This window comes from Luteimonas gilva (assembly GCF_005239095.1).
Lineage (GTDB): Bacteria > Pseudomonadota > Gammaproteobacteria > Xanthomonadales > Xanthomonadaceae > Luteimonas_C > Luteimonas_C gilva.
Map to the genome: position 1 here is coordinate 438,425 of NZ_SZUA01000002.1, position 21,989 is coordinate 460,413.

At 61.7% G+C, this 21,989-nt stretch carries 26 protein-coding genes and 1 tRNA gene; 21 read left to right on the forward strand and 6 right to left on the reverse strand.

Annotation, left to right across the window (positions count from 1 at the left end; all coding sequences use genetic code 11):
* Window positions 1–94 precede the first annotated feature (94 nt).
* Window positions 95–1,804, forward strand: a complete 1,710-nt coding sequence (locus tag FCE95_RS09935; RefSeq protein ID WP_137266865.1) for an ArnT family glycosyltransferase — start codon at window positions 95–97, stop codon at window positions 1,802–1,804.
* Window positions 1,805–1,918: 114 nt separating this feature from the next.
* Here FCE95_RS09935 and FCE95_RS09940 read toward each other — a convergent pair whose 3' ends face one another.
* From FCE95_RS09940 to FCE95_RS09955, 4 genes are read right to left on the reverse strand one after another with little or no spacing between them, the layout of a single operon-like run.
* Window positions 1,919–2,686 (reverse strand): glycosyltransferase family 2 protein, encoded by a 768-nt coding sequence (locus FCE95_RS09940; protein ID WP_137266866.1) that lies wholly within the window; start codon window positions 2,684–2,686, stop codon window positions 1,919–1,921.
* A gap of 2 nt (window positions 2,687–2,688) precedes the next feature.
* The gene (locus tag FCE95_RS09945) at window positions 2,689–4,188 is read right to left on the reverse strand and encodes a PH domain-containing protein (RefSeq protein WP_137266867.1); all 1,500 of its coding nucleotides are present in this window, start codon (window positions 4,186–4,188) and stop codon (window positions 2,689–2,691) included.
* Complete coding sequence (locus FCE95_RS09950; protein WP_137266868.1) at window positions 4,172–4,681, reverse strand: PH domain-containing protein; 510 nt, start codon at window positions 4,679–4,681, stop codon at window positions 4,172–4,174. The genes FCE95_RS09945 and FCE95_RS09950 overlap by 17 nt, the downstream gene beginning before the upstream one ends.
* Window positions 4,681–5,598: a lauroyl acyltransferase gene (locus FCE95_RS09955; RefSeq protein ID WP_137266869.1), complete on the reverse strand. Its 918-nt coding sequence runs from the start codon at window positions 5,596–5,598 to the stop codon at window positions 4,681–4,683. Before FCE95_RS09955 ends, FCE95_RS09950 begins: the two co-directional genes overlap by 1 nt.
* A gap of 167 nt (window positions 5,599–5,765) precedes the next feature.
* Here FCE95_RS09955 and dtd point away from each other — a divergent pair, with 167 nt between their 5' ends.
* Complete coding sequence (dtd, locus tag FCE95_RS09960; protein WP_137266870.1) at window positions 5,766–6,206, forward strand: D-aminoacyl-tRNA deacylase; 441 nt, start codon at window positions 5,766–5,768, stop codon at window positions 6,204–6,206.
* 56 nt (window positions 6,207–6,262) lie between these two features.
* Window positions 6,263–8,116: an RNA polymerase sigma factor RpoD gene (gene rpoD, locus FCE95_RS09965; RefSeq protein ID WP_137266871.1), complete on the forward strand. Its 1,854-nt coding sequence runs from the start codon at window positions 6,263–6,265 to the stop codon at window positions 8,114–8,116.
* A 162-nt stretch (window positions 8,117–8,278) separates the two neighbouring features.
* On the opposite strand, the gene FCE95_RS09970 is transcribed toward rpoD, so the two are convergent.
* Together FCE95_RS09970 and FCE95_RS09975 are read right to left on the reverse strand one after the other, a co-directional pair.
* Window positions 8,279–8,650: a nuclear transport factor 2 family protein gene (locus FCE95_RS09970; protein WP_137266872.1), complete on the reverse strand. Its 372-nt coding sequence runs from the start codon at window positions 8,648–8,650 to the stop codon at window positions 8,279–8,281.
* A 70-nt stretch (window positions 8,651–8,720) separates the two neighbouring features.
* On the reverse strand, window positions 8,721–9,599 hold the full coding sequence (locus FCE95_RS09975) for an alpha/beta fold hydrolase (protein ID WP_137266873.1): 879 nt from the start codon (window positions 9,597–9,599) through the stop codon (window positions 8,721–8,723).
* Window positions 9,600–9,828: 229 nt separating this feature from the next.
* Here FCE95_RS09975 and FCE95_RS09980 point away from each other — a divergent pair.
* The 18 genes from FCE95_RS09980 to FCE95_RS10065 all read left to right on the forward strand — a co-directional run bounded on the left by FCE95_RS09980 (window position 9,829) and on the right by FCE95_RS10065 (window position 21,935).
* Window positions 9,829–9,905, forward strand: a tRNA-Ile gene (locus FCE95_RS09980).
* A gap of 58 nt (window positions 9,906–9,963) precedes the next feature.
* On the forward strand, window positions 9,964–11,088 hold the full coding sequence (locus FCE95_RS09985) for a site-specific integrase (protein ID WP_137266874.1): 1,125 nt from the start codon (window positions 9,964–9,966) through the stop codon (window positions 11,086–11,088).
* 552 nt (window positions 11,089–11,640) lie between these two features.
* Window positions 11,641–11,988, forward strand: a complete 348-nt coding sequence (locus FCE95_RS09990; RefSeq protein ID WP_317616483.1) for a hypothetical protein — start codon at window positions 11,641–11,643, stop codon at window positions 11,986–11,988.
* Between the two features lie 169 nt (window positions 11,989–12,157).
* Complete coding sequence (locus tag FCE95_RS09995) at window positions 12,158–12,832, forward strand: hypothetical protein (protein WP_137266875.1); 675 nt, start codon at window positions 12,158–12,160, stop codon at window positions 12,830–12,832.
* A 65-nt stretch (window positions 12,833–12,897) separates the two neighbouring features.
* Complete coding sequence (gene virB5 / locus FCE95_RS10000) at window positions 12,898–13,641, forward strand: P-type DNA transfer protein VirB5 (protein WP_223266847.1); 744 nt, start codon at window positions 12,898–12,900, stop codon at window positions 13,639–13,641.
* Window positions 13,642–13,677: 36 nt separating this feature from the next.
* On the forward strand, window positions 13,678–14,040 hold the full coding sequence (locus FCE95_RS10005; RefSeq protein WP_137266876.1) for a hypothetical protein: 363 nt from the start codon (window positions 13,678–13,680) through the stop codon (window positions 14,038–14,040).
* Complete coding sequence (locus FCE95_RS10010; RefSeq protein ID WP_137266877.1) at window positions 14,037–14,294, forward strand: EexN family lipoprotein; 258 nt, start codon at window positions 14,037–14,039, stop codon at window positions 14,292–14,294. Before FCE95_RS10005 ends, FCE95_RS10010 begins: the two co-directional genes overlap by 4 nt.
* A 16-nt stretch (window positions 14,295–14,310) precedes the next feature.
* Window positions 14,311–15,411, forward strand: coding sequence for a TrbL/VirB6 family protein (locus FCE95_RS10015; protein WP_137266878.1), 1,101 nt, complete (start codon window positions 14,311–14,313; stop codon window positions 15,409–15,411).
* Between the two features lie 10 nt (window positions 15,412–15,421).
* A complete protein-coding gene (locus FCE95_RS10020) occupies window positions 15,422–15,985 on the forward strand; it encodes a hypothetical protein (RefSeq protein WP_137266879.1) in 564 nt (187 codons plus the stop codon).
* Window positions 15,969–16,955 (forward strand): relaxase/mobilization nuclease domain-containing protein, encoded by a 987-nt coding sequence (locus FCE95_RS10025; RefSeq protein WP_137266880.1) that lies wholly within the window; start codon window positions 15,969–15,971, stop codon window positions 16,953–16,955. Before FCE95_RS10020 ends, FCE95_RS10025 begins: the two co-directional genes overlap by 17 nt.
* A gap of 22 nt (window positions 16,956–16,977) precedes the next feature.
* Entirely contained in the window at window positions 16,978–17,793 is an 816-nt protein-coding gene (locus FCE95_RS10030) for a ParA family protein (protein ID WP_189644722.1), read from the forward strand.
* On the forward strand, window positions 17,783–18,793 hold the full coding sequence (locus FCE95_RS10035) for a ParB/RepB/Spo0J family partition protein (protein ID WP_137266882.1): 1,011 nt from the start codon (window positions 17,783–17,785) through the stop codon (window positions 18,791–18,793). The genes FCE95_RS10030 and FCE95_RS10035 overlap by 11 nt, the downstream gene beginning before the upstream one ends.
* Before the next feature lie 83 nt (window positions 18,794–18,876).
* Window positions 18,877–19,119 carry a hypothetical protein gene (locus FCE95_RS10040; protein WP_137266883.1) on the forward strand — a complete coding sequence of 81 codons (243 nt, stop codon included), beginning with the start codon at window positions 18,877–18,879 and terminating at the stop codon, window positions 19,117–19,119.
* A gap of 198 nt (window positions 19,120–19,317) precedes the next feature.
* Window positions 19,318–19,587 carry a hypothetical protein gene (locus FCE95_RS10045; protein WP_137266884.1) on the forward strand — a complete coding sequence of 90 codons (270 nt, stop codon included), beginning with the start codon at window positions 19,318–19,320 and terminating at the stop codon, window positions 19,585–19,587.
* A gap of 36 nt (window positions 19,588–19,623) precedes the next feature.
* The gene (locus FCE95_RS10050; RefSeq protein ID WP_137266885.1) at window positions 19,624–19,956 is read left to right on the forward strand and encodes a hypothetical protein; all 333 of its coding nucleotides are present in this window, start codon (window positions 19,624–19,626) and stop codon (window positions 19,954–19,956) included.
* A 352-nt stretch (window positions 19,957–20,308) separates the two neighbouring features.
* Complete coding sequence (locus tag FCE95_RS10055) at window positions 20,309–20,806, forward strand: helix-turn-helix domain-containing protein (RefSeq protein WP_137266886.1); 498 nt, start codon at window positions 20,309–20,311, stop codon at window positions 20,804–20,806.
* Between the two features lie 116 nt (window positions 20,807–20,922).
* Window positions 20,923–21,588, forward strand: a complete 666-nt coding sequence (locus FCE95_RS10060; protein WP_137266887.1) for an Abi family protein — start codon at window positions 20,923–20,925, stop codon at window positions 21,586–21,588.
* 146 nt (window positions 21,589–21,734) lie between these two features.
* Window positions 21,735–21,935 carry a ribbon-helix-helix domain-containing protein gene (locus FCE95_RS10065; protein ID WP_137266888.1) on the forward strand — a complete coding sequence of 67 codons (201 nt, stop codon included), beginning with the start codon at window positions 21,735–21,737 and terminating at the stop codon, window positions 21,933–21,935.
* Window positions 21,936–21,989: the final 54 nt, after the last annotated feature.

Consider the following 21,989-nt stretch of genomic DNA (forward strand, 5'->3'; position numbering starts at 1 on the left):
GTGGAGGGCAGCTTCAGCCGCGAGCTTTAGATCGTCGCGTCTCATCCAAAAGCTCGCGGCTGAAGCCGCTCCCACAAAAGCTATGATGGCGCCCATGCTCAAGACCCGCGCTTCCCGCGAATTCTGGCTGCTCGCCTTCACCGCGCTGCTCGTGCTCGGCGCCGGCTTGGGCCTGCGCGATCCCTGGCCGGCCGACGAACCCCGCTTCGCCTTGGTCGCCAAGCAGATGGTGGAGAGCGGCGATTGGCTGTTCCCGCATCGCGGCGTGGAACTGTATTCGGACAAGCCGCCGATGCTGATGTGGCTGCAGGCCGCGGCGTACACGGTGCTGCGCGAATGGCGCATCGCGTTCTTGCTGCCGTCGCTGTTGGCCTCGCTCGGCACGCTATGGTGCGTATACGACCTCGGTCGCCGGCTGTGGACGAGGCGCGTCGGCTTGTACGCGGCGTGGGCGCTGCTGTTCGCGCTGCAATTCACCTATCAATCGAAGAAGGCGCAGATCGATCCGCTGGTCACGTTCTGGATCACCCTGGCCAACTACGGCTTGTTGCGCCATCTGTTGCTCGGCCCGAACTGGAAGATGTGGTGGCTGGGTTGGTTCGCCGCGGGCTTGGGCACGATCACCAAAGGCGTGGGCGTGTTGGCGCTGGTCATGATCGCGCCGGCCTTGTTCGCTGTCTGGTCGCGCTGGCCGCGGGTGAAGCTGCATCTGCGCGATGCGCGATTCTGGCTGGCGCCGCTGGCGTTCGCGGCAGCTGCCGCGATCTGGCTGGTGCCGATGCTTGCGGCGGCCTTGTCGAACGCGGATCCGTCCTATCGCGCCTACGTCGACGACATCCTGTTCAACCAGACCGCGAACCGGTACGCGAAATCGTGGGATCACGCGCAGCCGCCGTGGTATTTCCTGGGCGTGGTGCTGACCATGTGGCTGCCGCCGATGCTGGCGCTGCCGTGGGCGGTGCCGGCGTGGTGGCGGCGCCTGCGCCGGCGCGACGCGCGCTATCTGCTGCCGCTGGCCTGGTGGTTGCTGATCCTGGTGTTCTTCTCGATCCCCAGCGGCAAACGCGATGTCTACGTGATGCCGGCGCTGCCGATGGCTTGCCTGGCGCTGGCGCCGCTATTGCCGGGCATCGTGCGCAAGCTGTGGCCGCGCCGGTTGGCGTCGGCATTCGCCGGCTTGCTCTCGGCCGGCGCATTGACGCTGGGTCTGGTGCTGCTGCTCGGCGATACGTCTTTCGAGCACAAACTGGTGGAGCAGCGCGGCTTCAGCGGCGGCGCGCAAGCGCTGGGCTGGTTGCTGGCGGCGATCGGCGCCTGGGGCGTCGGCAGCCTGCTGTGGTTCGGGCGCCGGCGCGCGATCGCGGCGATGCTCAGCACCTTGGCCGGCTTGTGGGTGCTGTACGGCTTGGTCGGCCATCCCTTGCTCAATCCTTCCAGTTCGGCCCGCGAATTGATGGAAGGCGTCGCCCGCCGCATCGGTCCGCAATCCGAACTCGCTTTGGTCGCGTGGAAGGAACAGAACTTGCTGATGTCCGCGCCGATGGCCACCACCTTCGGTTTCGTGATGCCCTGGCCCGAGCAATTGCGGCGCGGCATCGAATGGCAGAAGCAAGCGCCGCAAAAGCGTTGGCTGCTGGTGCAGGAACCGGCCTTGGACCGCTGCATCGACCGCTCGAAAGCGGAATTGGGCGGGCTGTCGAACCGCCGCCGCTGGTGGCTGGTGCCGGCCGCAGCGGTGGTGCCCGGCTGCGTGCCGGAGAAGTCCGACGTGCCCGGCAACGCCGTCGACGCCGATCCGGATTGAACGCCTGCTCTTCGTAGGAGCGGCTTTAGCCGCGAGCTTTTTCTCCGAAATCGCTGCGATGTCGCGATTTGAAGGAAAGAACTCGCGGCTAAAGCCGCTCCTACGAAAAGCGGGTCATGCCGAAGCGCGCAATAGACGATATTTATCGTAGACGTAGCGCGCATGCAGCGCGTGATAGCGCGCAGCGGTCGGTCCGTCGAGGAAGCCGCCCCGCAGCAGATAGTTCTTGATCCAATACGCCGCGGCGTGCAGCGGCGCCGACAGCGGCCCCGCGCTGCGGCCTTCGGCGCGTTTCTGCTGCGCCCATAACCCGGCGTAACGCCGCAGCTTGGCGGCGTATTCGTCGTAGGAACGCGCGGTGTCGTGCTCGATGCGCGCATCGAGCGTCGCCGCGCGGCTGCCTGACAAGTCCAGTTTTTCGTGCACGTCGGCCGGCAGATAACGCAACCGCGGCCGGAACAGGCGGTCGACCTTTTCCTTGCCCCAGCCGCCGTGGTTCAGCGGCGCGCCGAGGAAATGGGTGCGCCGCAACAGGCGCCAAACATCGGCGCTTTCGATTTCGCCGCTATCGAACAAAGCGCGCAACCTCGAACCGGCGTCGGCATCCAGCCATTCGTCCGCGTCGAGCAGCAACACCCACGGCTGCGCGGCGCGCGCGATCGCGGCGTTCTTCTGCGCGGCGAAACCCAGCCAGGGCTGTTGTTCGACGCGCGCGCCGGCCGCGGCCGCGACGGCGGCGGTGGCGTCTTCGGAACCCGAATCGAGCACGATCACTTCGCTGCACACTTGCGTCAGGCTCGCGACGCAACGTCCGATCCGATCGGCCTCGTTCTTGGCGATCACCACGCCGGAAATCGGCAGCTTGGCGGTATCCGCGCGCATGCTCACCAGCGTAGCGGCCGCCGCGCGATTTCGCGCGCCAATCGCCGGTACAGCGCTTCCGCCTCGGCATCGGGCAGATAACGCACCCGCAGCGGCGGCGCCAGCGCCCCGGCGCCTGCGGTATCCAAATGCAGCGTGGCCATGCCGAAGCGGCGGTCGAGCGGCGAGCGCGTCAGCTTCAGCGCCTGCAGCTTGTCGAGTTCGGCGAAGCGCCAATGCCGCGACCACCAGCCTTCGCGCACCGCGACCAGGCGTTCGTCGATCGCGTAACCGGCGCGCCGCGCATGCTGGCGCGCGGCGAACGCCGCCCACGGCAGCCACAACAGCCCGAGCGCGCCCCAAGCGCCGAACTTCCAGCCCAAGCCCGCGCTCAAGATCAGCGCGAAGACGATGCCGGGCAGCCACAAGCGCCACCACGCGTTCGCATGCAGCGGGTTCCACTGGGCTAACGGCCACTGCGCCCGCGGCAATAGCCGCTGCAGCAACGCGTCGCAAACCTGCGGCGTGGCCACCGGCGCCAGTTCGCTCAAGCCGCGGGGGTCGTCTTGTTTGCCCGCGACGGCGGTGTCGATCCGCAGGCTGCGCCGTTTCAGCAGGCGATGGATCACGCCTTCGCTCAAAGTCCAGGCCTGGATGCGCCGCGTCGGCACGCTGCTGCGCAGCCGCGACAGCAGGCCGCGTTCGACGGTCAGGCGCCGGTCCTGCCGGCGCAGGGCGAAGCCGAAATACTGCAGCAAGGCCAACACCATCGAGAACAGGCGCAGCAGGATCACGAATCCGGCCAGCAAGCCCAATCCCGCGATCGCGTACTGCATCGGCCCGAAGTGGTGGCTGCCCGCGTAGCCGAACAGGAATTTGGCGATCGGTTCGATCAGGTTCGGGATCGCGCGCGGGCTGAATTGCGACACCGCCGCCGCGCCGCCGCCGAGCACGATCAGGCCGCGGTTGGAGATCAATCCCAGGCGCAGCACTTCCGCCGGCGGCAGTTGCAGCAGCAGTTCGCCGTCGCCTTCCGCGGCGCCCGTCGCCGCGGCGTCCGCGCCGCTCGTCGCGCGCCGCCTCAGCAGCGCTTCCAAAGCCAGCGCATCGTCCAGTTTCAGCACCCGCATCTCGGCCTCGGGCTTTTCGCCGCCGGCCGATTCGAGCTTCACTTCGGCCACGCCGAACATCCGGTGCAGCAGCGACTGGTGCACGGCGACGTTGTGAATGCGCGCGAACGGGATCTGGCGCAGACTGCGGTGCAGCAGGCCGCTGCGCACGATCAGCCGGTCGTTCTCGATCCGGTAACGGTAGGTGAAGTACTGCCACACCGACGCCAGCGCCAGCACGCCGACGCCGATCAGCGGCCACAATTCGTTCCTGTCGCCGCGGCCGAAGAAGAACAGCGCGATCAACGGCACGATGAACTGCTTGAGCTGCTTGATCAGCACGAACAGCCACGACAGCGGATGCAGCCGCCGCTCGGGCGTCGCGGCGGGCGCGGCTTCAGGCGTCGTCGTCATCGTCGATCTGCAGCGCCAGGCGGTCGCGCAGTAGCGCCGCGTCGTCTTCGTCCAGGCCGGTCAGCGACACCGCGCTGTCGCGGGTGCCGGCCGTGTGCACCACCAGCGTCGCCAGTTTGTAGCGGCGTTCCAGCGGCCCGTGCTTCAAATCCAAATGCTGCACGCGCGATGCCGGCACTCGGGTTTCGCTGCGCCAAAGATTGCCGCGGCGCAGGGCGAAACCGTCGGCATCCAGTTTCCAGCGCGTGTAGCGGTATTGCTTGCGCGCCAGCCACAAACCGAGCGAAGGCAGCGCGACCAGCACCGCCAGCGCCGCCGCCAACGCCAAGCCGCGCGAAGGCATCAGCAAGCCGATCGGAATCAGCGCGCCGAGCGCGATGACCGCGCCGGTCAGCACGTTGACCAGCACGAACAGGTTCAGCGCGCGCGGCGGCAGCGGTTGCCAGCCGTCCTGCGGGATCGCGTCGGGCGTTGCGGAAGGCGCCGCGCTCATCAATGCGTTTCCAGGTCGCGGTAGGGATTGTCTTCGCCGCTATCCGGCGGACGCAGGGTATAGCGCTTGTAAGTCCACTGGTACTGCGCCAGGTCGCGGCGCGCGATGTCCTCTACCGCCGCGTTCAGCGCGTACACGCCGGCGACCGGGTCCGGCGCGGCGATGCCCGGCGGCGCGGCTTCGATCCGCAACGCGAATTCCGGGCCTTCGCCGATGCGCTCGCAATAGGCGAACAGCACCGCCGCGCCGCTGCGCTCGGCCAAGCGGTTGAGCAGGGTCATGGTCAGCGCCTGCTTGCCGAAAAAGGGCGCGAATTCGCCGTCGCCGGCCTTAGGTTGCTGGTCGGGCAGGATGCCGGTGACGCCGCCTTGCTTCATCAGCTTCCACAGCTGGCGCACGGCCGGGCCTTCGGCGCGGATCTGGGTGACGCGATCGCCGGTATCGGCGCGCACCAGGCGCAGGAAGGCTTCGGCGACCGCGACTTTCGGCGGCCGGTACAGGATCGAAATCGGCGTCTTCGCGGCCAGCCATTGGTTGAGCAGTTCCCAATTGCCGTAGTGCGGCGCGGCGACGATCAGGCCTTTGCCCGCGGCGACGGCGGCGTCGAACTGATCGACGCCGTGGCTTTCGCGGATCAGGGCCAGGTTGCGCGCATGCGGACGCGTCCAAAAACGCAGCGTCTCCAGCGCTTGGCGCGCGGTCGTGCGCAGGACCGCGCGGTGCAGGCGCTCGCGCTCGCCCGCAGGCAACTGCGGGAAAGCCAATTGCAGATTGCGCCGGCTGACGCGGCTTTCGCGCACGTCCAGCCGCAGCCAAACCCAGGCGATGGCGTCGCCGATCCGCAGCAGCCACGGCCAAGGCAGGCGCGCGACGCTGGCGGCGAAGACGTAGAGCAGGCGGGCCGCGAAGTCGATCATCGGGTCAGTCTAACGGGTGGTAGCTCGTCATCCCGGCGAAAGCCGGGATCCAGGAAGTCGCGGTGATGTCGAAACATGCGACCGTCCCGGCAAGTCCTGGATCCCGGCTTTCGCCGGGATGACGAGCATGAGAGTCTGTCGACGATTTTCGATTTCCGACTCCAACTATGCTCGCCCTGATCCAACGTGTCGCCCAAGCCTCCGTCGTCGTCGACGGCGAAACCGTCGGCGCCATCGGCCCGGGCCTGTTGGCCCTGGTCGGCGTCGAACCCGGCGACGGCGAGCCGCAGCTGGCGCGGATGGCCGAACGCCTGCTCGGCTACCGGGTTTTCGGCGACGAGGAGGGGCGCATGAACCGCTCCCTGGCCGACACCCAGGGCGGCCTGTTGCTGGTCAGCCAGTTCACCCTGGCCGCCGACACCCGCTCGGGCATGCGCCCGGGCTTCAGCACGGCCGCCGCCCCGGTCGAAGCTGAACGGATTTTCGGCCGATTGGTCGACATCTGCCGAGAAAAGCACGCCCCGGGGGTGGAAACCGGCCGGTTCGGTGCCCATATGGTGGTCAGCCTGGTCAACGATGGCCCGGTGACCTTCCTGCTGAAGTCCTGACCCGATCGCAGGCTGGTATAATTACGGGTTCACTTTCTCTCCCGGTGGCGCCCCACATGGCCAACGAACGTCAGGCCCCCCAGTCAGACATCAAGCAACTGATCAGCAAGGGCCTGGAACAGGGTTATTTGACCTATGCCGAGGTCAACGACCACTTGCCCGACGATCTGGTCGATCCCGAACAGATCGAAGACATCATCGGCATGATCAACGGCATGGGCATCGAGGTGCACGAGATCGCGCCCGATGCCGAAACGCTGTTGCTCGCCGGCGCCAGCGACGGCGGCCGCGAGGTCGACGACACCGCGGCCGAAGAAGCCGCCGCCGCGTTGTCCGCGCTGGACACCGAAGCCGGCCGCACCACCGACCCGGTGCGCATGTACATGCGCGAGATGGGCACGGTCGAACTGCTGACGCGCGAAGGCGAAATCGCCATCGCCAAACGGATCGAAGAAGGCCTGAACCAAATGCTGTCCTCGCTGGCCAGCTTCCCGTGGTCGATCAAGCTGCTGCTCGACGAATACGACCTGCACAAGGCCGGCAAGCGCCGCTTGGCCGAAGTCGTGGCCGGCTTCAACGACGTGGAAGAGGCGACGCCCGAACCGCCCGTGGTGGAGGCGTCCGACAGCGACGTCGATGCCGACGAGGACGAAGAAGAAGCCGCCGGCGGCGCCGACGAGGAAGCCGCGCCGACCGGTCCGGATCCGGTCGAGGTCGCCAACCGCATGGAAACCCTCGGCGGCCTGTACGCGAAGTACGAGAAGGCCTACGCCAAGAACGGCTCCAGCCACAAGACCGTGAGCAAGCTGCGCCAGGACATGGCCGACGTGTTCATGACCTTCAAGCTGCCGTTGCCGCTGACCGACACGCTGGTACGCAAGCTGCGCGACGTGGTCGGCCAGATCAAGGAACACGAGCGCCGCATCCTCGACCTCGCCACGCGCGTGGCCAAAATGCCGCGCAAGGATTTCATCCGCGCCTGGGAAGGCAACCAGACCAATCTGGAATGGGTGGACGAAGTCCTCAAGCGCAAGCAAAAGTGGTCCTCGGGCCTGCGCGAGGTGAAGGACAAGATCGTCGCCGAGCAGGAAGCCACCATCGCCACCGAAAAGGCGCTGCACCTGACCTTGGCCGACATCAAGGAAATCAGCCGAGCCATGGCTTACGGCGAAGCGAAGGCGCGCAAGGCCAAGAAGGAAATGGTCGAGGCCAACCTGCGCCTGGTGATCTCCATCGCCAAGAAGTACACCAACCGCGGCCTGCAGTTCCTGGACCTGATCCAGGAAGGCAACATCGGCCTGATGAAGGCGGTGGATAAGTTCGAATACCGCCGCGGCTACAAGTTCTCGACCTACGCCACCTGGTGGATCCGCCAGGCGATCACCCGCTCGATCGCCGACCAGGCGCGCACCATCCGCATTCCGGTGCACATGATCGAGACGATCAACAAGCTCAATCGCATCAGCCGGCAGATGCTGCAGCAGTACGGCCGCGAGGCGACGCCGGAAGAATTGGCGAAAGAGATGGACATGCCCGAGGACAAGATCCGCAAGGTCATGAAGATCGCCAAGGAACCGATCTCGATGGAAACCCCGATCGGCGACGACGAGGATTCGCACCTGGGCGATTTCATCGAGGACACCAACGTCGAGTCCCCGATCGAGAACACCACCAACATCAACCTGTCGGAAACCGTGCGCGACGTGCTCGCCGGGCTGACCCCGCGCGAGGCCAAGGTGCTGCGCATGCGCTTCGGCATCGACATGAACACCGACCACACCCTCGAGGAAGTCGGCAAGCAGTTCGACGTCACCCGCGAACGCATCCGCCAGATCGAAGCCAAGGCGCTGCGCAAGCTGCGCCATCCGAGCCGGTCGGAACAGCTGCGCAGTTTCCTCGATATCGAGTAAGCCAAGCCCGCTAGCCCAAACGAAAGCCCCGCCTCGCGCGGGGCTTTTGCTTTCTCCCCCTTTGAAAAAGGGAGATACAGGGGGATTTGCTTTCGCCGCGATGCGTTGCCGCGTAAATCCCCCTCGATCCCCCTTTTTCAAAGGGGGAGGAACAGCAGCGGCTCAGCCGACGTTGTAGAAAAATTGTTCGTGAGCGATTTTCCCATCCCGCACTTGGTACACGCAGATCTCCTTCATATCCATCCGGCCTATGCCCTTGTAGGTCGCGTCGATCCCCATCGCCACGCTGAACCAGTCGCCCGCGACGACCGGATCGCCGACGCTGCCGCCGTGGATGGTTTCGATGCTTTCCTGCCACTTGCGGCCTTTCTCGCGGATCGCGTCCAGGCCTTTGACATTGCCCGCTCCGCCGCCCGGCGAGCCCTCCATTTCGACGCTGACCGCGTCCTGCGCGTACAGCTCGTCTTGGGCTTGTTCGTACTTGCCTTCGCGGCACAACTCGACCAGGCGCTTGGCGATTTGTTCGGTGTTCATGGCCTATCTCCTTCGATGGGAAGCCCAGCCTACGCCCGCTTCCTGACAACGTATTGTCAGCAGGCCGGGGTCAGCGCCCGGCATTGGGCGCCGCTGCGGTCTCCGCTATGAACTTGCGGAAAATATCGGCCGCGGGCGCGGCGTGAGTCTCCAGCAAGAAATGCCCGCCATCGAGGATGTGCGATTCCATCCTCGGCAGATCCTGCATCCACGACAGCGTTTCGTCGATGTCGAAGAAGGCATCGTGGCGCCCCCACACCATCACCGCCGGCGGCTGCCGATCGGCGAGGTATTTCGAGATTTCGTCGAACCGCGCGACGTACTTCGCATAGTCGGCGAGGAGCGCGCATTGGGTTTCCATGCGCCCCGGCAATTGCATCACCCGCCAATCCTCTTCCCACACCTGCGGCGATATGAGCGCGGCGATGTCCGCGGGCACATCGGCCACGTACTGGGCGCGAATGCCCTCGCAATTGAGGAACGTCAGGGAAGCCGCTTGGTTCTTCCGGGTCGGGTTTTCCCAGTAGGCGAGCGTGGCGTCCCATTGCGGTCCGAAGCCGGAGCGGTGCGCGTTCGCGTTCTGCACGATCAGGCCCAGCACCGCGTCGGGCTCTTTCATGGCCACGTGCAGGCCGACCGGCGCGCCCCAATCGTGCAGGTAGACGTAACGCGGTCCCACCTTCAAATGCGCGAGCAGTTCGAAGATCGCTTCGCCGAAGGCTTCGAACGAAGCTTGCGCCAACGGTTCGGACTCGCCGTAGCCGGGCAGGTCGGGAGCGATCACGTGGGAGATTTCCGCCAATCGGGGGATCACGTCCCGGAACGTATTCGCCGAACTGGGAAATCCGTGCAACAGCAGCACGGCTGGAGCGGCGGGATCGCCGGCGGACACGAAGGCGAGCTTCGTGCCGCCGGTCAAGCGCAGATGCTTGCGGGGCAGGGCATCCATCGGGCCTCCACGGCCGTATTCGCCGGAATGCTGGACCAGATGTAGCGCAGCGAGCGTCGCCGCTCCGTGATGCGCTTCGCCGGCAAAGCTGACGTCCGCCTGCGCTGGCCTTAAACTGCGCGCACGGGCCTATAGCTCAATGGTTAGAGCAGAGGACTCATAATCCCTAGGTTGCGAGCCCTGAGCGCCAAGCCACAGGACCTTGTGGAACGGGGAAGGAAGACAAAAAGGGCCTATAGCTCAATTGGTTAGAGCAGTGGACTCATAATCCATTGGTTCCAGGTTCAAGTCCTGGTGGGCCCACCATTCGCGCCTGCGGTACAGTTTCGGTACAGTGCCCGTATCCGGGCAGTGCATGTACCCCATGGCAACCATCGTCGAAACCAAGTCCAAGACTTGGAAGGCGGTCATCCGAAAACAAGGATGGCCAACCACGGTCAAGACCTTTCGCCTCAAGCGCGATGCCGTCGATTGGGCGCGACGCACCGAAGATGAAATGGTGCGCGGGGTGCACATCGAGCGGGCCACATCGGGCCGCCTCACGTTCGACAAGGCGCTGGATCGTTACCTGAGCGAGGTGACCCCGACCAAGCGGGCGACCACCCAGAGGGCGGAAAAGCTCAAGGCCGTGCCGGTGCGGAAGTTCTTCGGCGCGTACTCACTGGCCGCAATTAACGTTGACCTGGTAGCCCGTTACCGGGACGAACGCCTGGCGACCCTGAGTCAACGCAAATCCAAGAGCACTGGCAAGGCCGCGGCGTTGAGCCCAGCCACCGTTCGCCTGGAACTCGCGCTGTTGGGGCATGTCTTCACTACGGCAATCCGCGAGTGGCGGATCGGACTTGTGCAGAACCCCGTTGCAAACGTGCGTAAGCCAACCACGGGCGAGGGGCGCAATCGGCGCTTGAATGCTGGCGAAGAAAAACGACTACGCGAGACGATCGAAGCCTATTCCAATCCGATGCTGGGCTGGATCTTCACCGTCGCACTCGAAACGGGGATGCGATCAAGCGAGATCACTGGCTTGAAGCTACGACAGGTCGATATTGCCCGGCGGATAGTGCGCTTGGATGTGACCAAGAACGATAGCGCCCGTACTATTCCGCTGACCAAGCGCGCAGCAGAGACCTTTACGGCAGCATTGGCTAATCCAGTTCGGCCGAAGGATTGCGATTTGGTTTTCTTCGGTGAGCCTGGACGCGACGGCAAGCGTCGTCCCTACACCTTCTCCAAGGCTTGGAACGACATCAAGGAATCACTTGGCATGTCCGATCTGCGCTTCCACGATCTTCGGCACGAAGCTGTCAGCCGCTTGGTGGAAGCCGGGTTTAGCGATCAAGAGGTTTCGGCAATCAGCGGGCACAAGTCGATGCAGATGTTGAAGCGGTACACGCACCTTCGCGCTGAAGACCTGGTTGATCGATTGGATGCGATTGGAAAGGCGAATAAAGCTGCCATTGCCAAGAAGAAGCGATCCGCCAAAAAGTGAGTTTTTGGCGGATCGAATCACATGTGTGTACATCACTTGATACGTTGCAGCATTTGTGTTTTTATCAGAACCCTGAAAGCAAATGGCTGGCCAGCTTGTTTATCGGCAGCAGCCTAGAAGGGCGAAGGTTCGCCTGATCCTGAACTCCGCGCCGCCACGCGAAGCTCAAAGGGTCAAGGCAAACGAATCTAGCTCTGTCCGTTGGCGGACAACGGTCACCAGTAGGTGGCCCCTCTAGCGCGAGTTGTTGCTAAGGGCGGCGTTTTTCGCCGGTCGTTCGCTGCGTAGTTCCCTGCATGGGAAGCCCCTAAAGCGCAACTCGCTTAATGCACTTGGTTCGACCAAGTGCACCACGCATGGGGTGCGCCTTGAACTTCCCAATCGCAAGCTCGCTGGAATACCTAGCCTCACGGTACCCACCTTCGCTTAACGTCAAGCAGGTAGGGGAAATCACATCAGGCTCCGTTGATGCCATACGCAATGCCCTAAGTCGCGGGTGTTACCCCATTCCCTCATTCAAGATCGGCAGGAAACGGGTTTTCCGCCTGGTCGATGTTGCTGCATATCTCGACCAGCAATTTGCAGCAGCGAACAACTCAGCGATTGCTGATCGGCACGTTGGCACAACGGCACAGCAGCCCGCCCGCCGCAAGGCGCAGGGAGGCCGCTGATATGACGACGACCGTTGACCTGTTGCTCAAGTTCACTGGTGGTTCGCCGCTGCTGTCCCAGACTCAACTAGCGGGCGTCCTCGATCGGAGTCCTGACGGTCTTCGGATGTCGCTGGCAGGCGACAACGACTTGGCCAGGCGGCTCAATCCGGCCAAGAGGAAGATCGGCAAGCGAGTGTATTTCGCCGTTCTCGACGTGGCCAAGGTCCTAGATGAGACGGGCGTGTAGAGACATGCCCAATAGTCAGCCGCCACCAGATCGAATCGATGGCATTGAGCGTGCACCGCGTAGACGGCAGTACGAGAACATCCCTTTGCCCCTCATTCGTGATGCGCGGCTTTCATATCGGGCACTAGGCGTACTGACGCGGCTGCTGTCCAACGCCGATCGCTTCCGCATGAACTCAGCAGATCTGGCGCGGGAACGTAAAGAAGGCCGCGACGCCGTGCGGGCCGCGCTAAGCGAGCTTGAAGACGCTGGCTACATCGTTCGCGAGAGGCGTCAGAACACTCGCGGGCAATGGTCAACCGTAATGGTCGTGTCCGAGGAACCGGTCGGCCGGCAAGAGCCGCACTCTGCGGATTTCCAGGCGTCGGTTTTCCAGTCGTCGGTTATCCAGGCGTCGGAAAATCAGGCGCTAAAGAGCAGTAGTACCAATAAGCATTACCAAAAAGACACTACTACTACTCCGGCGAACCCACTTCTATGGGAATTCCTGCCGCAGCTGTCCCCTGAGCAGCAACTAGTAGTTGTTGAAAAGTTGAAGGGACTAGACCGCGCTCAGCACCAAGACGTGCTTGATGAACTGGCAGGTGCCGTTCGGACGAAGGCAATCAAGGGACCTTGGCCGCAGTGGTTGCATGGCGTCATCCAGAAGGCCGCTAAAGGCGAGTTCCAGCCAAGCCTTGCGCTGGACATTCAGCGCGATCGGAAGCAGCGCAATGAAGCTGAACAGACCGCAGCAAAGCGTCGCGCGGACGCTGCGGAACGCGCTGCCCGAAACGCAGACCCAGCAACGACAGCTAGGAACAAGGAAAAACTGAAAGCCATCGGAGAAATGCTTCATTCGTAGCTGCTTTGGCCTACGAGCGATGTAGTGACCCTGCCAAAGAAAACCTCATCAAAAGGAGCAACACCGTGAAAGTGAACTACCTCTCAGCAGCAATCGTGTCTGCCGTTCTCGCCGTCGCGGCGTTGGGCGTTTCCAGCCCTGCCAACGCGACCGGCGTTCCCGTCGTCGATGCGCTGCTCAACACGCAGACGCAGGCAAACCAAGCGGCGAACATCGCCAAGTACATCGAGCAGATCGCGCAGTTGAAGTCGCAGCTCGATCAAATGAAGCAACAGTACGAATCTATCACCGGCACGCGCAACCTGGGCGAAATCCTCAACAACCCGGCATTCCAGAACTATTTGCCGCAGGAATGGCAGGACGTGTATTCCAAGGTGCAGAACGGCGGTTACAAGGGGCTGACGGGCTCGGCTGCGCTCATCCGTGACGGCAACCAGTTGTTCGATATGTGCAAGTCAAAGACCGGCGCTGACAAAACGCTGTGCGAGCGTTCGGCGTCGAAGGCAGCGCAGGACAAGGCGTTTGCGGTCGAAGCCTTCGACAAGGCCAAGGATCGTTGGGATCAGATCGCCGGCCTCATGCGGCAGATCAATTCGACCACAGACCCGAAGGCGATTGCCGAGTTACAGGCACGCATCAACGCCGAAGGCGCGGCCATCCAGAACGAGCAGACCAAGATGCAACTGTTCGCCCTGGCGTCGCAGGCAGAAGACCGTCTCATCCAGCAGCAACGCCGTGAGGCTAACGCGCGCACCTGGGGCGCCACGGGTGGCGGTGTCACTGCCGAACCGTTGACCTTTGGCCAATAAAGGAGGCCCGCAATGCCCACGGCATACATCCAACCCATGTTTCTGCTGATCGAACTGTTCGCCGTAATCCAGCTAGTACGGTTTTGGGCGGCAATCCAAAGCACGGGCTATTTCAGTCTGGTCATCAGCCGGTACTACACAGCCTTCATGTCCGACTGCATGGCCGTGTTCCTGTTCTTGGTTCAAGTGGTCATTGCCCTACATGACTGGTTTGGCCTTCCGCTCGATGCTCTCGGCATTGCCAGCAAATCGACGGGCGTTGTCACCTGGCTTGTGTTCGGTTCGTTTTTGGCGCTGGTCTGGGTGAACTGCCGTGGGCGACTTGAACACGATAGCGCCACGCGAACGATTGTGGTGCTGAATGCTTTGAACGGCTCCGCATCGAGGATTCATTCGTGAACGCTAAACCCGCGAATCTTGGCTGCATCGCTATTGCCCTGGCCTTATCCGCCTGCAACTCAGCGGAGCCAACGCGCTCCGTTGAGTGGTTCGTTGAGCATCGGCAGGAGCTGAAAGACACCCTCGCCGAATGCAACGGAAATCCGGGCGAACTGGTGGCGACAACGAATTGCATCAATGCGAAGAAGGCCCAAGGAAAGATTACTTGGGGAGCCCAGGGTGGCGGCGTCAAAGCAGAGCCGATCAAGTTCTGATTGAAGGAGAAAAGTCATGAGTGACCCCGATGTCATGCTGTTCCGGTTCGTTGGTGAAACCGTTGAAAACGCCATCGCTGCGTTTGTAGAGCCGGCAGCGAACAACATCATCAGCACGGTCGGTGCAACGGCGCTGGTCGGCTCGACGTTGTACCTGGCTATTGCGGGTGCCCTCATCATCGCAGGCTACCTGTCGAACCCGTTCTGGGACGTAGTGAAATCCTGCGTCAAGATCGCCATCGTTGGTTCCATTGCCTTGAGCGCCGGCAATTACATGTCGTGGGTTGTCGGCGGCATCGACGGCATACAGACGGGGCTATCAGCCGCGCTCAATACGCTTGGCGGCCCATCACCGGATTCGATCTACGAAACGCTGGACAAGTCGCTTGGGCATGCTTTCAGCTTAGTCGGCGAGTGTTTTAAGCACTCGGACGAAGCTGGCTATGACGTCGGCACGGCGATCGGTTGGCTGTTATGCGGAAGCATGATTGGCCTCGGTGCATTGCTTTTCACCCTACTGGGTGGCGCCATCATCATCATGGCCAAGTTCTCGCTTGCGGCCCTGTTTGCGCTCGGGCCAGTTTTCATCATGTGCCTGATGTGGCCTGCAACTGCCCGGTTCTTCGACTCATGGTTCTCGCAGGCGATGAGCTACGTGTTCACCATCGTCATCGCCGCACTGTTCATGTCCTTCGCGCTGGCAGCGTTCGACAGGTTTGTCGATGGCGCTGACCTTTCCGGTGGCGGCGTCAATTCACCGGCATTTGCTGCGCTTCAAATACTTGGCTGCACCGGGATCTTCACGTACCTGCTTCTGAAGAGCAGTGAACTCGCTTCCGGCCTCGCAGGCGGGGTGTCGATGGCGGCATTGACCATACGGCAGATGGTGTCGCCGGCGACCGCCACAGCACATGCCGTTTCGGGTGGCGCGGCCAGCATGGGGCGCATCGTAAATCCGACAAGCAACAGGCTTGACCCAAAAACCGGGCTGCAAATGTCCTCTAGCCGTGCTGAGCATCTCTACATGGGCCGGACCATTCTCAATCCTGCTTATCGGAAGGCTGTAACCGATCACCGCACGGAGAACCGTGGAAGCAATACGGTCAAGGGCAGGTAGAGGGCTTGTAGTGAGCACCGAACTGCGGCAAATCAAGACTAGGGTGACGGCTGAGTTTCAAGCGCGCTGGAAAGCGAAATGCGCCAGCGCGCATCTGTCCGACAGCGACGCTTTGAGGCTTGCCATGTTGCAGTTCATTGGCGACTCCGCTGCGCCAGTTTCCTATATGGCCATCGCCGAATGTCCTGACATGTCTAGACGCCGGCAGGAAATCAGGCTCGCTGATTCGGAGATAGAAGGGATCTCCGAGCTGGCACAAGCCTTCGGTGCTTCCCGCCCGAAGTACCTGGTGAACCTTGTTCGCGGCCACCTGCTACGGGAGCCGCAGTTAGGGATGACCGAACTCGCCGGGCTCGGTGAATCGAACAAGCAGCTTGCCGCACTTGGTCGCCACTTCAACCAAATCGCCAAGAAGTTGAACTCAGACGAGAACGTTGAAGCCCATTCGATCGCTCAGGCGTTGAACAGGCTGAAGGAAGAGATCGACGAACACCTGGCCTACGTCTACAGGGTCATGCGCTCAAACCTCGATAGGTGGAGCATCGTGGAGGCAACCAATGACGATGATCGATGATGCCCTGAAAGAGTGGGACGAGAATTATCACTTCAAGCCGCTCCGTGGCCGCAAAGCGAAATTGACGATCACCGGCGTTCGGGTTCCAACGACCACGTCGCAGCCGCGGCGCACAAGTGGTGTGGCTGGTGCGCGATCGCGGCTCAGTGGAATCGTTCGCAAGGTTCCCGAAGTCATGGTGAAGGTATCCGGTGGCGGCAAGGGTATGAGGGCCATCAAGGCGCACATGGACTACATATCGCGCAATGGCGACGTGGCCTTGGAAAATGAGAACGGCGAGGTCATCGCGGGCAAGGAGGCTGTGCGGGATTTGCGCGACGAGTGGAAAAACAGCCTCTACGGAATCCCCGAAGAAAGCGGCAAGAAGGAAGCCTTCAACATAGTGCTTTCGATGCCGCCGGGTACCGATCGTAAGGCCGTGACCGACGCAGCCAGGGAATTCGCCAAAACCGAGTTTTCTGGCAATTTCCAGTACGTCTTCGCCACCCACGACGACGAGAAGCATCCGCACGTCCATTTGTGCGTCAAGGCCCAGGGCATCGACGGTACCCGGCTCAATCCTCGCAAGGCCGACCTGCAACGGTGGCGCGAAGGCTTTGCCGAAGCCCTGCGAGAACATGGCATCGAAGCGAACGCAACGCCGCGGCTTGTACGGGGCGCACGCCGCCGGACTCGCCGGCAGGCGGCTTTGCATGTGGACGCCTCGCAGCGACGCTCACAGGGCGACGAACACACTCCTAAAGCATCCCAGAAGGTGGTCAAGGGCTACGAGTCACTGGCCAAGGCGCTCGCGCAGGGCGAACCGGACGATCGCTCGCTGGCGCTTGGCATCGTGAACACCGTGAAGGGCATGAAGGCCCAGCAAGGCACCGACATTCAGCCGACGAAGAATGAGCCCCGCGAAGTCACCCGCGACGGCCAGGAAGCTCACCGCACTGTGCCCGACAAGAAGCAATCCCCCGAACGATAACCCTTGCAAGGAGATTCCCCGCATGAAATCCATCCTGATAACCAACCGCAAGGGCGGCGTCGGCAAGTCGGCAATCGCCAGCCAGTTCGCCCACTACCTTGCGGACAAGCTGCAACTTCGTGTGCTTTTCATTGACCTGGACAGTCAGCGGAACAGTACCAAGGCGCTCACGACCAAGCAGGCTGCAATGCTTTCGACAACCAATGCCGCAGAGGTGTTCACGAACAGGAATGCAACCGTTGAAGCGGGTCGTTTCGTTGTCATGCCAGGCAGCGATGAGCTTGACTTGCTGGACATGGAGAAGGAGCGTCGCAACGAGTTGGCCGGCAACTTCAAATCCTTCATTTCCAGAATCGGCGGGCAGTTCGATGTTTGTGTGATCGACACCGCACCCACGCACGACATTCGCATGAAGTCGGCCATCATCAGCGCGGATTTCCTCGTTGCACCGACGCAGCTTGCACAGGAGGCCATCGACGGAATTCGCTTTCTGGTGCAGAGCGTGACCCTCGCTAAAGGCTCCTTGAATCCGAACCTGACCTTCATCGGGATTCTGCCGAACCAGGTCATGGATACCCCGTTCCACAAAGAGAATCTGGCGATCATCGTCCAGCACTTCGCCAGGCTACTCATTGCCTTACCTTCTGGCGGCTTTGCGCTGATTCGCCGCACTACGGCTATCGAGGAATCCCAGGCCGAGGGCGTGCCGATCTGGAAGCACGGCAAAACCAGCGCCCGCGATGCGTGGCGCAAGATTGAACCCAGTTTTGCCCATATCGCCGCAACGATGGGTGTCCTCGACAGCCAGACGCAAGGAGTAAATCAGCATGGCAATTGACCTGACCGCTTTGGACTTCGCACAGAGCGCGCTTTCCGAGGCGGGCAAGCCGGCTGCAAAGCCGGATGGCAAGGCGGTTGAATTCAACATTGCCGACATACGCGAAGACCCCGGCCAGCCGCGCAGGGAATTCGACCAGGCTGCACTTGAAGAACTGGCCGCAGACATTCGCCAGCGCGGCGTTTCGACCCCGATTTCTCTCCGGTCAGACCCGGAGGCCGCAGGTCGCTACATCATCAACCACGGCCACCGTCGCTATCGTGCGTCGATTCTCGTCGGCAAGACCACCATCCCTGCGCACATCGCCGAGGCACATGACCCCTACGGCCAGATGACCGAGAACATGCAGCGCGAGGATATGAAGCCGCATGAAATCGCGGAATTCATCAAAAAGCGTCGCGCGCTGGGCGAGAGCAATTCGTTCATCGCCAAGAGCCTGGGAAAGCCACCGCGTTACATCACGGAGCATTTGGCGCTGGTGGACATGCCCGAACCACTGGCCGCGGCCTATGCAGCCGGCAAGTCAACGTCACCCACGACCCACTACTACTTGCGGAACCTCTACGAGAAGCACCCCGACCAGGTGGCGACCTGGGTGAGCGATCAGTTGGAGATTACCCGCAAGTCGGTTGACGACCTGGCCAATGAACTCGGCGGCAAGAGCGACAAGGCGAAGCCCGAAGCGACAGCACCCAAAACATCGGATTTTGTACGTACAAAATCCAAGCCGGACCGGGTGGCAAGGACGGAAGAAAGCTCGCCTGTAGCCAAGGTCAATTTTCGCCCTCTGCTGCTGGTCGAGATTGATGGTCGGCCTGCATCCGTCCAGTTGAAGCAGTTGCCTTCCCGGCGCGGCTTGTTGCGCATCCGGTACGAGAACGACGCCGCCGAGGCCGAAGTTGAAGCCAGCCGCTGCACGATCCTGTCACTAGAAGACGGCGGGAAAGCGATCGTTCCCTTGGTCGGGGCAGATGCCGAGCCGGCCAGGGCTACCGGATGACGGTTGTTCTGGCGCTGCTGGGTTGGGATGGCCGCGCAGGGTGAACCATCCCAACCCAGCAACCCCAAACAGGAGTGCCCATCATGAAGACCCTAGCCGCCTGGCTCTACGAATCCTTCCCCGTCTTTCAGGAATGGTTTCCGATTCCCGCCTTGTTCCTTCTCGCCCTTTACGCGCTGGTTGCACTCATCGGACTCGCTATCGCTGCATGGCTGTTCTGGAAGTGGTTCAACAGCGGCCTCGATGGGATTCCCGATCCGGTACACCCGGTCATTCAGCGCGTCGTGGTTGTCCATGAGCATCGGCACAGCCGCATCGACGAGTAAGGCCGGAACGATCACGTACAAATTCCGGGTCGCCGGCCCAGAGCGATCACGTACAGATTCCGGGTTGCTGGGCCCAGAGCATCACGTACAGATTCCGGGTTGCCAGATTTCTACATGTAGAAAGGCAGTTGAGGACTAAGGCAGGATAGGCCGAAGGCCGCAAAGTGGTACCACTTGCACGTTCACGTGGAGAGCCGAATGACGTACACCTATGAGCAGGTGTTGGCCTACGAAGTGGCTAGCGAACTTGCCAATACCCACATCGCGGATTATTCGGCGGCGATTGGCGAGGAGGAGGAGAAGGCCTGTCCTGACCAGGCACGAATCGACCAGCTTCGGGGAGCATCCCTAGCCATTGCATTAGAACGCCGCAGCCTTTCCATGACGGACGACGTGGCTGTTGCTCGGTTCGTAGCCAAGTACCGGCGTGAACCGTCTCCTCGGGCCGCAGAGGATGCGCAGAACTGACCGTTAGCTAGCACTGGCTAGAACAGGATTCGGAACATGGGCTACCCGATATCGATTTTCGATACCTTGGGCGAAACGTATGATTTCCTTCGTGAGCCGACAAACATACAGGCGAGTCGCCAAGATGCGGCTGATGCGCTAGCTGCCGATATCGGCCGACTGGGTAGCGCCTTAGAGGGAATTGTCAGAACGGCACGCACTTATCATCGGCTTGCCCAAGATGAAGGTATCTGGGATGAGCCAGGTGTTGCGTCGAAGTACGCCGATGCGGTTGGCCTTAGGTCAGGCTCTTACGACGCATGCCTGACACAAGCCTTTGTCTTGTTCGAAATGGCCGTGGCGGAAATTCGAGCAGGAGAAGACTGCTGAGAGGTGCTGCGGACCCCGGTCGTGGGGTTCGACATGGCATGTCGACTTTGACATTCCGTCATGGTGGGGCGAACCCAAGTGCCCGATCATTGCCGTCTTGTGCTGCGACGCCTCGATTTTGTGCGCGAGGGGTATGGTCATTCATTACCCTACCAGTAGGGTAATATCCTCCCCTAGGTGGGGCTATCAAGCGGCCACCGAAGGAACGTTGACCGTACAGCGCAACTCGGAACAACCGCGAATACCGTTAGGTCGGGTGGGTGTCTGAGTTTCCCTACCGGGGGCCGGTCAATCCATTGAAGTGGGGATATGGCGACCGTACCTTTGCTTCGAATCGACGGAGGCTATCGCCATGTCTGCCAAAAAAACCGAAGCTGAAATCATCGACTTCCCGAAGGCGAAGGCCGAAAAGACGATTTCATCCACCGAACGGATCTGGGGTAAGGCTGTCTGTAGCCACGGCTACGCGGGCATCCCGTCCATTCTGATCAAGGGCCAACGTCGCCTGGGATTGAGCCCCATGCAGTTGAACATCTGCATCCAGTTGTTGGATTACTGGTTCGATCCTGCACGCAAGCCCTTTCCTAGCAAGAAGGACCTGGCACAGCGTATCGGCTGCACTGAAAAGACCGTCCAGAACAACGTCCGCGAGATGGAAAAGGCGGGCTTGATCAAGCGGCAGCTGCGCAAGACTGCCGCTGGCGACTGGAACAGCAACATCTACCATCTAGACGGATTGGTCGAGAAGGTACAGGCGCTTGAGCCGGAGTTCGCAACAGAAAGGAAGGAGCGGGCGGAACGGAAGACTCAGCTGGTGAAGCCAGGCGGCTTGAAGGCGAAGTCCAAATAAAAATTTACCCCGGCCGCGTACCCTTTCGGGCAGAGACGGTACCGGGGTTTACGGGCGCAACTTACCCCAGGTGGGGAAATTTTGCAAGACCAGGCTGAGGGTCGGTTCAGGAAGGCATGACGCACGAGAATTTCGAAGAGGCACTCTCCCTAGAGCGATTTGGCCGCTATCTGGCTTGGGCGGCGGGGGAGCGTGGCCGGGCGATCGAACTTTACAGCCTGAATACCTGCCTTTCCGAGAGCCTGTACACCCCTCTGCAAACGCTTGAGGTGGCGCTCAGGAACCGCATCCATACCGTGCTGGCTGACGCTAAGGGCGAGGAGTGGTTCAAGGACGAAACCATCATCCTTGGCCCCTACCAGCCGGGGCAAGTTGCCGACGCCGTTGCCGAACTCGAAGGGGCAAAAAAGCCTGTCACGGCTGGGAGGGTGGTCGCCGCCCTTACCTTCAGTTTCTGGACGACGATGTTCAACAAGGACTATGAGGTGCTGTGGCAGCAGACACTGCATCTGATAGCTGATCCAAGCGCGCCAAAAGGGCTGAAGCGGAAGAGCTTCTCCGGGGCGCTGACTCCCATCCGAATACTGCGCAACCGTATCGCCCATCACGAGCCCATTCTTGGTTGGAACCTTCCCAAGCATCACGCTCAAATCATTGAGCTGATAGCGTGGCTTTCACCGCCAGCGGCCCACTGGTGCCGGGAGAATGATCGCTTTCCGCAGGTCTACCCGACCGAGGGGATAACCCTAGCGCAAGCCGTGGTGAGTGAATCTGACGGCTAAAGGGGCACTTCAGGGCGGCGATTCAACCCCGGCACGCCTAAGTTGGCCCGGCGCACTGCCTACCGTGACGAGACCGGGCGCCATCGATGGAGTGTGCACCACTTTGGTGTAAAGTGGTGCACTATCTGGTTCGAAGTGTTTAGGTCATGCCTGCGACGAAAGACATTGCAAGCTCACAGCCCAAGCGTGATCCGGCTCCGAGGGCGTCCGTGACATTCCCGCCCGAACTCTACGAAAAGCTGGAGGCCATCGCCCGGAGCAAGAAGGTCTCCGTAGCATGGGTCGTTCGCGACGCAGCAGAGAAGTACGTCGCTGAACAATGGCCACTTCTGGAGAGGCAGCAATGAACACCGTGCTTGTCATGAGGCCGGTCAAGCGGCAGGCCACGGCAGCCTTCGTAT

Bases quoted from the DNA above. Each gene is read 5' to 3' on its own strand.
- FCE95_RS09970 (WP_137266872.1), bottom strand. From the start codon at position 8,650: ATGAACACCGAACAAATCGCCAAGCGCCTGGTCGAGTTGTGCCGCGAA.
- FCE95_RS09985 (WP_137266874.1), top strand. From the start codon at position 9,964: ATGGCAACCATCGTCGAAACCAAGTCCAAGACTTGGAAGGCGGTCATC.
- FCE95_RS09975 (WP_137266873.1), bottom strand. From the start codon at position 9,599: ATGGATGCCCTGCCCCGCAAGCATCTGCGCTTGACCGGCGGCACGAAG.
- FCE95_RS09935 (WP_137266865.1), top strand. From the start codon at position 95: ATGCTCAAGACCCGCGCTTCCCGCGAATTCTGGCTGCTCGCCTTCACC.
- FCE95_RS10060 (WP_137266887.1), top strand. From the start codon at position 20,923: ATGACGCACGAGAATTTCGAAGAGGCACTCTCCCTAGAGCGATTTGGC.
- FCE95_RS10025 (WP_137266880.1), top strand. From the start codon at position 15,969: ATGACGATGATCGATGATGCCCTGAAAGAGTGGGACGAGAATTATCAC.
- FCE95_RS10040 (WP_137266883.1), top strand. From the start codon at position 18,877: ATGAAGACCCTAGCCGCCTGGCTCTACGAATCCTTCCCCGTCTTTCAG.
- FCE95_RS09955 (WP_137266869.1), bottom strand. From the start codon at position 5,598: ATGATCGACTTCGCGGCCCGCCTGCTCTACGTCTTCGCCGCCAGCGTC.
- FCE95_RS10015 (WP_137266878.1), top strand. From the start codon at position 14,311: ATGAGTGACCCCGATGTCATGCTGTTCCGGTTCGTTGGTGAAACCGTT.
- FCE95_RS10055 (WP_137266886.1), top strand. From the start codon at position 20,309: ATGTCTGCCAAAAAAACCGAAGCTGAAATCATCGACTTCCCGAAGGCG.
- FCE95_RS10050 (WP_137266885.1), top strand. From the start codon at position 19,624: ATGGGCTACCCGATATCGATTTTCGATACCTTGGGCGAAACGTATGAT.
- FCE95_RS10045 (WP_137266884.1), top strand. From the start codon at position 19,318: ATGACGTACACCTATGAGCAGGTGTTGGCCTACGAAGTGGCTAGCGAA.
- rpoD (WP_137266871.1), top strand. From the start codon at position 6,263: ATGGCCAACGAACGTCAGGCCCCCCAGTCAGACATCAAGCAACTGATC.
- FCE95_RS10005 (WP_137266876.1), top strand. From the start codon at position 13,678: ATGTTTCTGCTGATCGAACTGTTCGCCGTAATCCAGCTAGTACGGTTT.
- FCE95_RS10030 (WP_189644722.1), top strand. From the start codon at position 16,978: ATGAAATCCATCCTGATAACCAACCGCAAGGGCGGCGTCGGCAAGTCG.
- FCE95_RS09940 (WP_137266866.1), bottom strand. From the start codon at position 2,686: ATGCGCGCGGATACCGCCAAGCTGCCGATTTCCGGCGTGGTGATCGCC.
- FCE95_RS09995 (WP_137266875.1), top strand. From the start codon at position 12,158: ATGAACTCAGCAGATCTGGCGCGGGAACGTAAAGAAGGCCGCGACGCC.
- FCE95_RS10035 (WP_137266882.1), top strand. From the start codon at position 17,783: ATGGCAATTGACCTGACCGCTTTGGACTTCGCACAGAGCGCGCTTTCC.
- FCE95_RS10065 (WP_137266888.1), top strand. From the start codon at position 21,735: ATGCCTGCGACGAAAGACATTGCAAGCTCACAGCCCAAGCGTGATCCG.
- FCE95_RS09950 (WP_137266868.1), bottom strand. From the start codon at position 4,681: ATGAGCGCGGCGCCTTCCGCAACGCCCGACGCGATCCCGCAGGACGGC.
- FCE95_RS09945 (WP_137266867.1), bottom strand. From the start codon at position 4,188: ATGACGACGACGCCTGAAGCCGCGCCCGCCGCGACGCCCGAGCGGCGG.
- dtd (WP_137266870.1), top strand. From the start codon at position 5,766: ATGCTCGCCCTGATCCAACGTGTCGCCCAAGCCTCCGTCGTCGTCGAC.
- FCE95_RS09990 (WP_317616483.1), top strand. From the start codon at position 11,641: ATGTTGCTGCATATCTCGACCAGCAATTTGCAGCAGCGAACAACTCAG.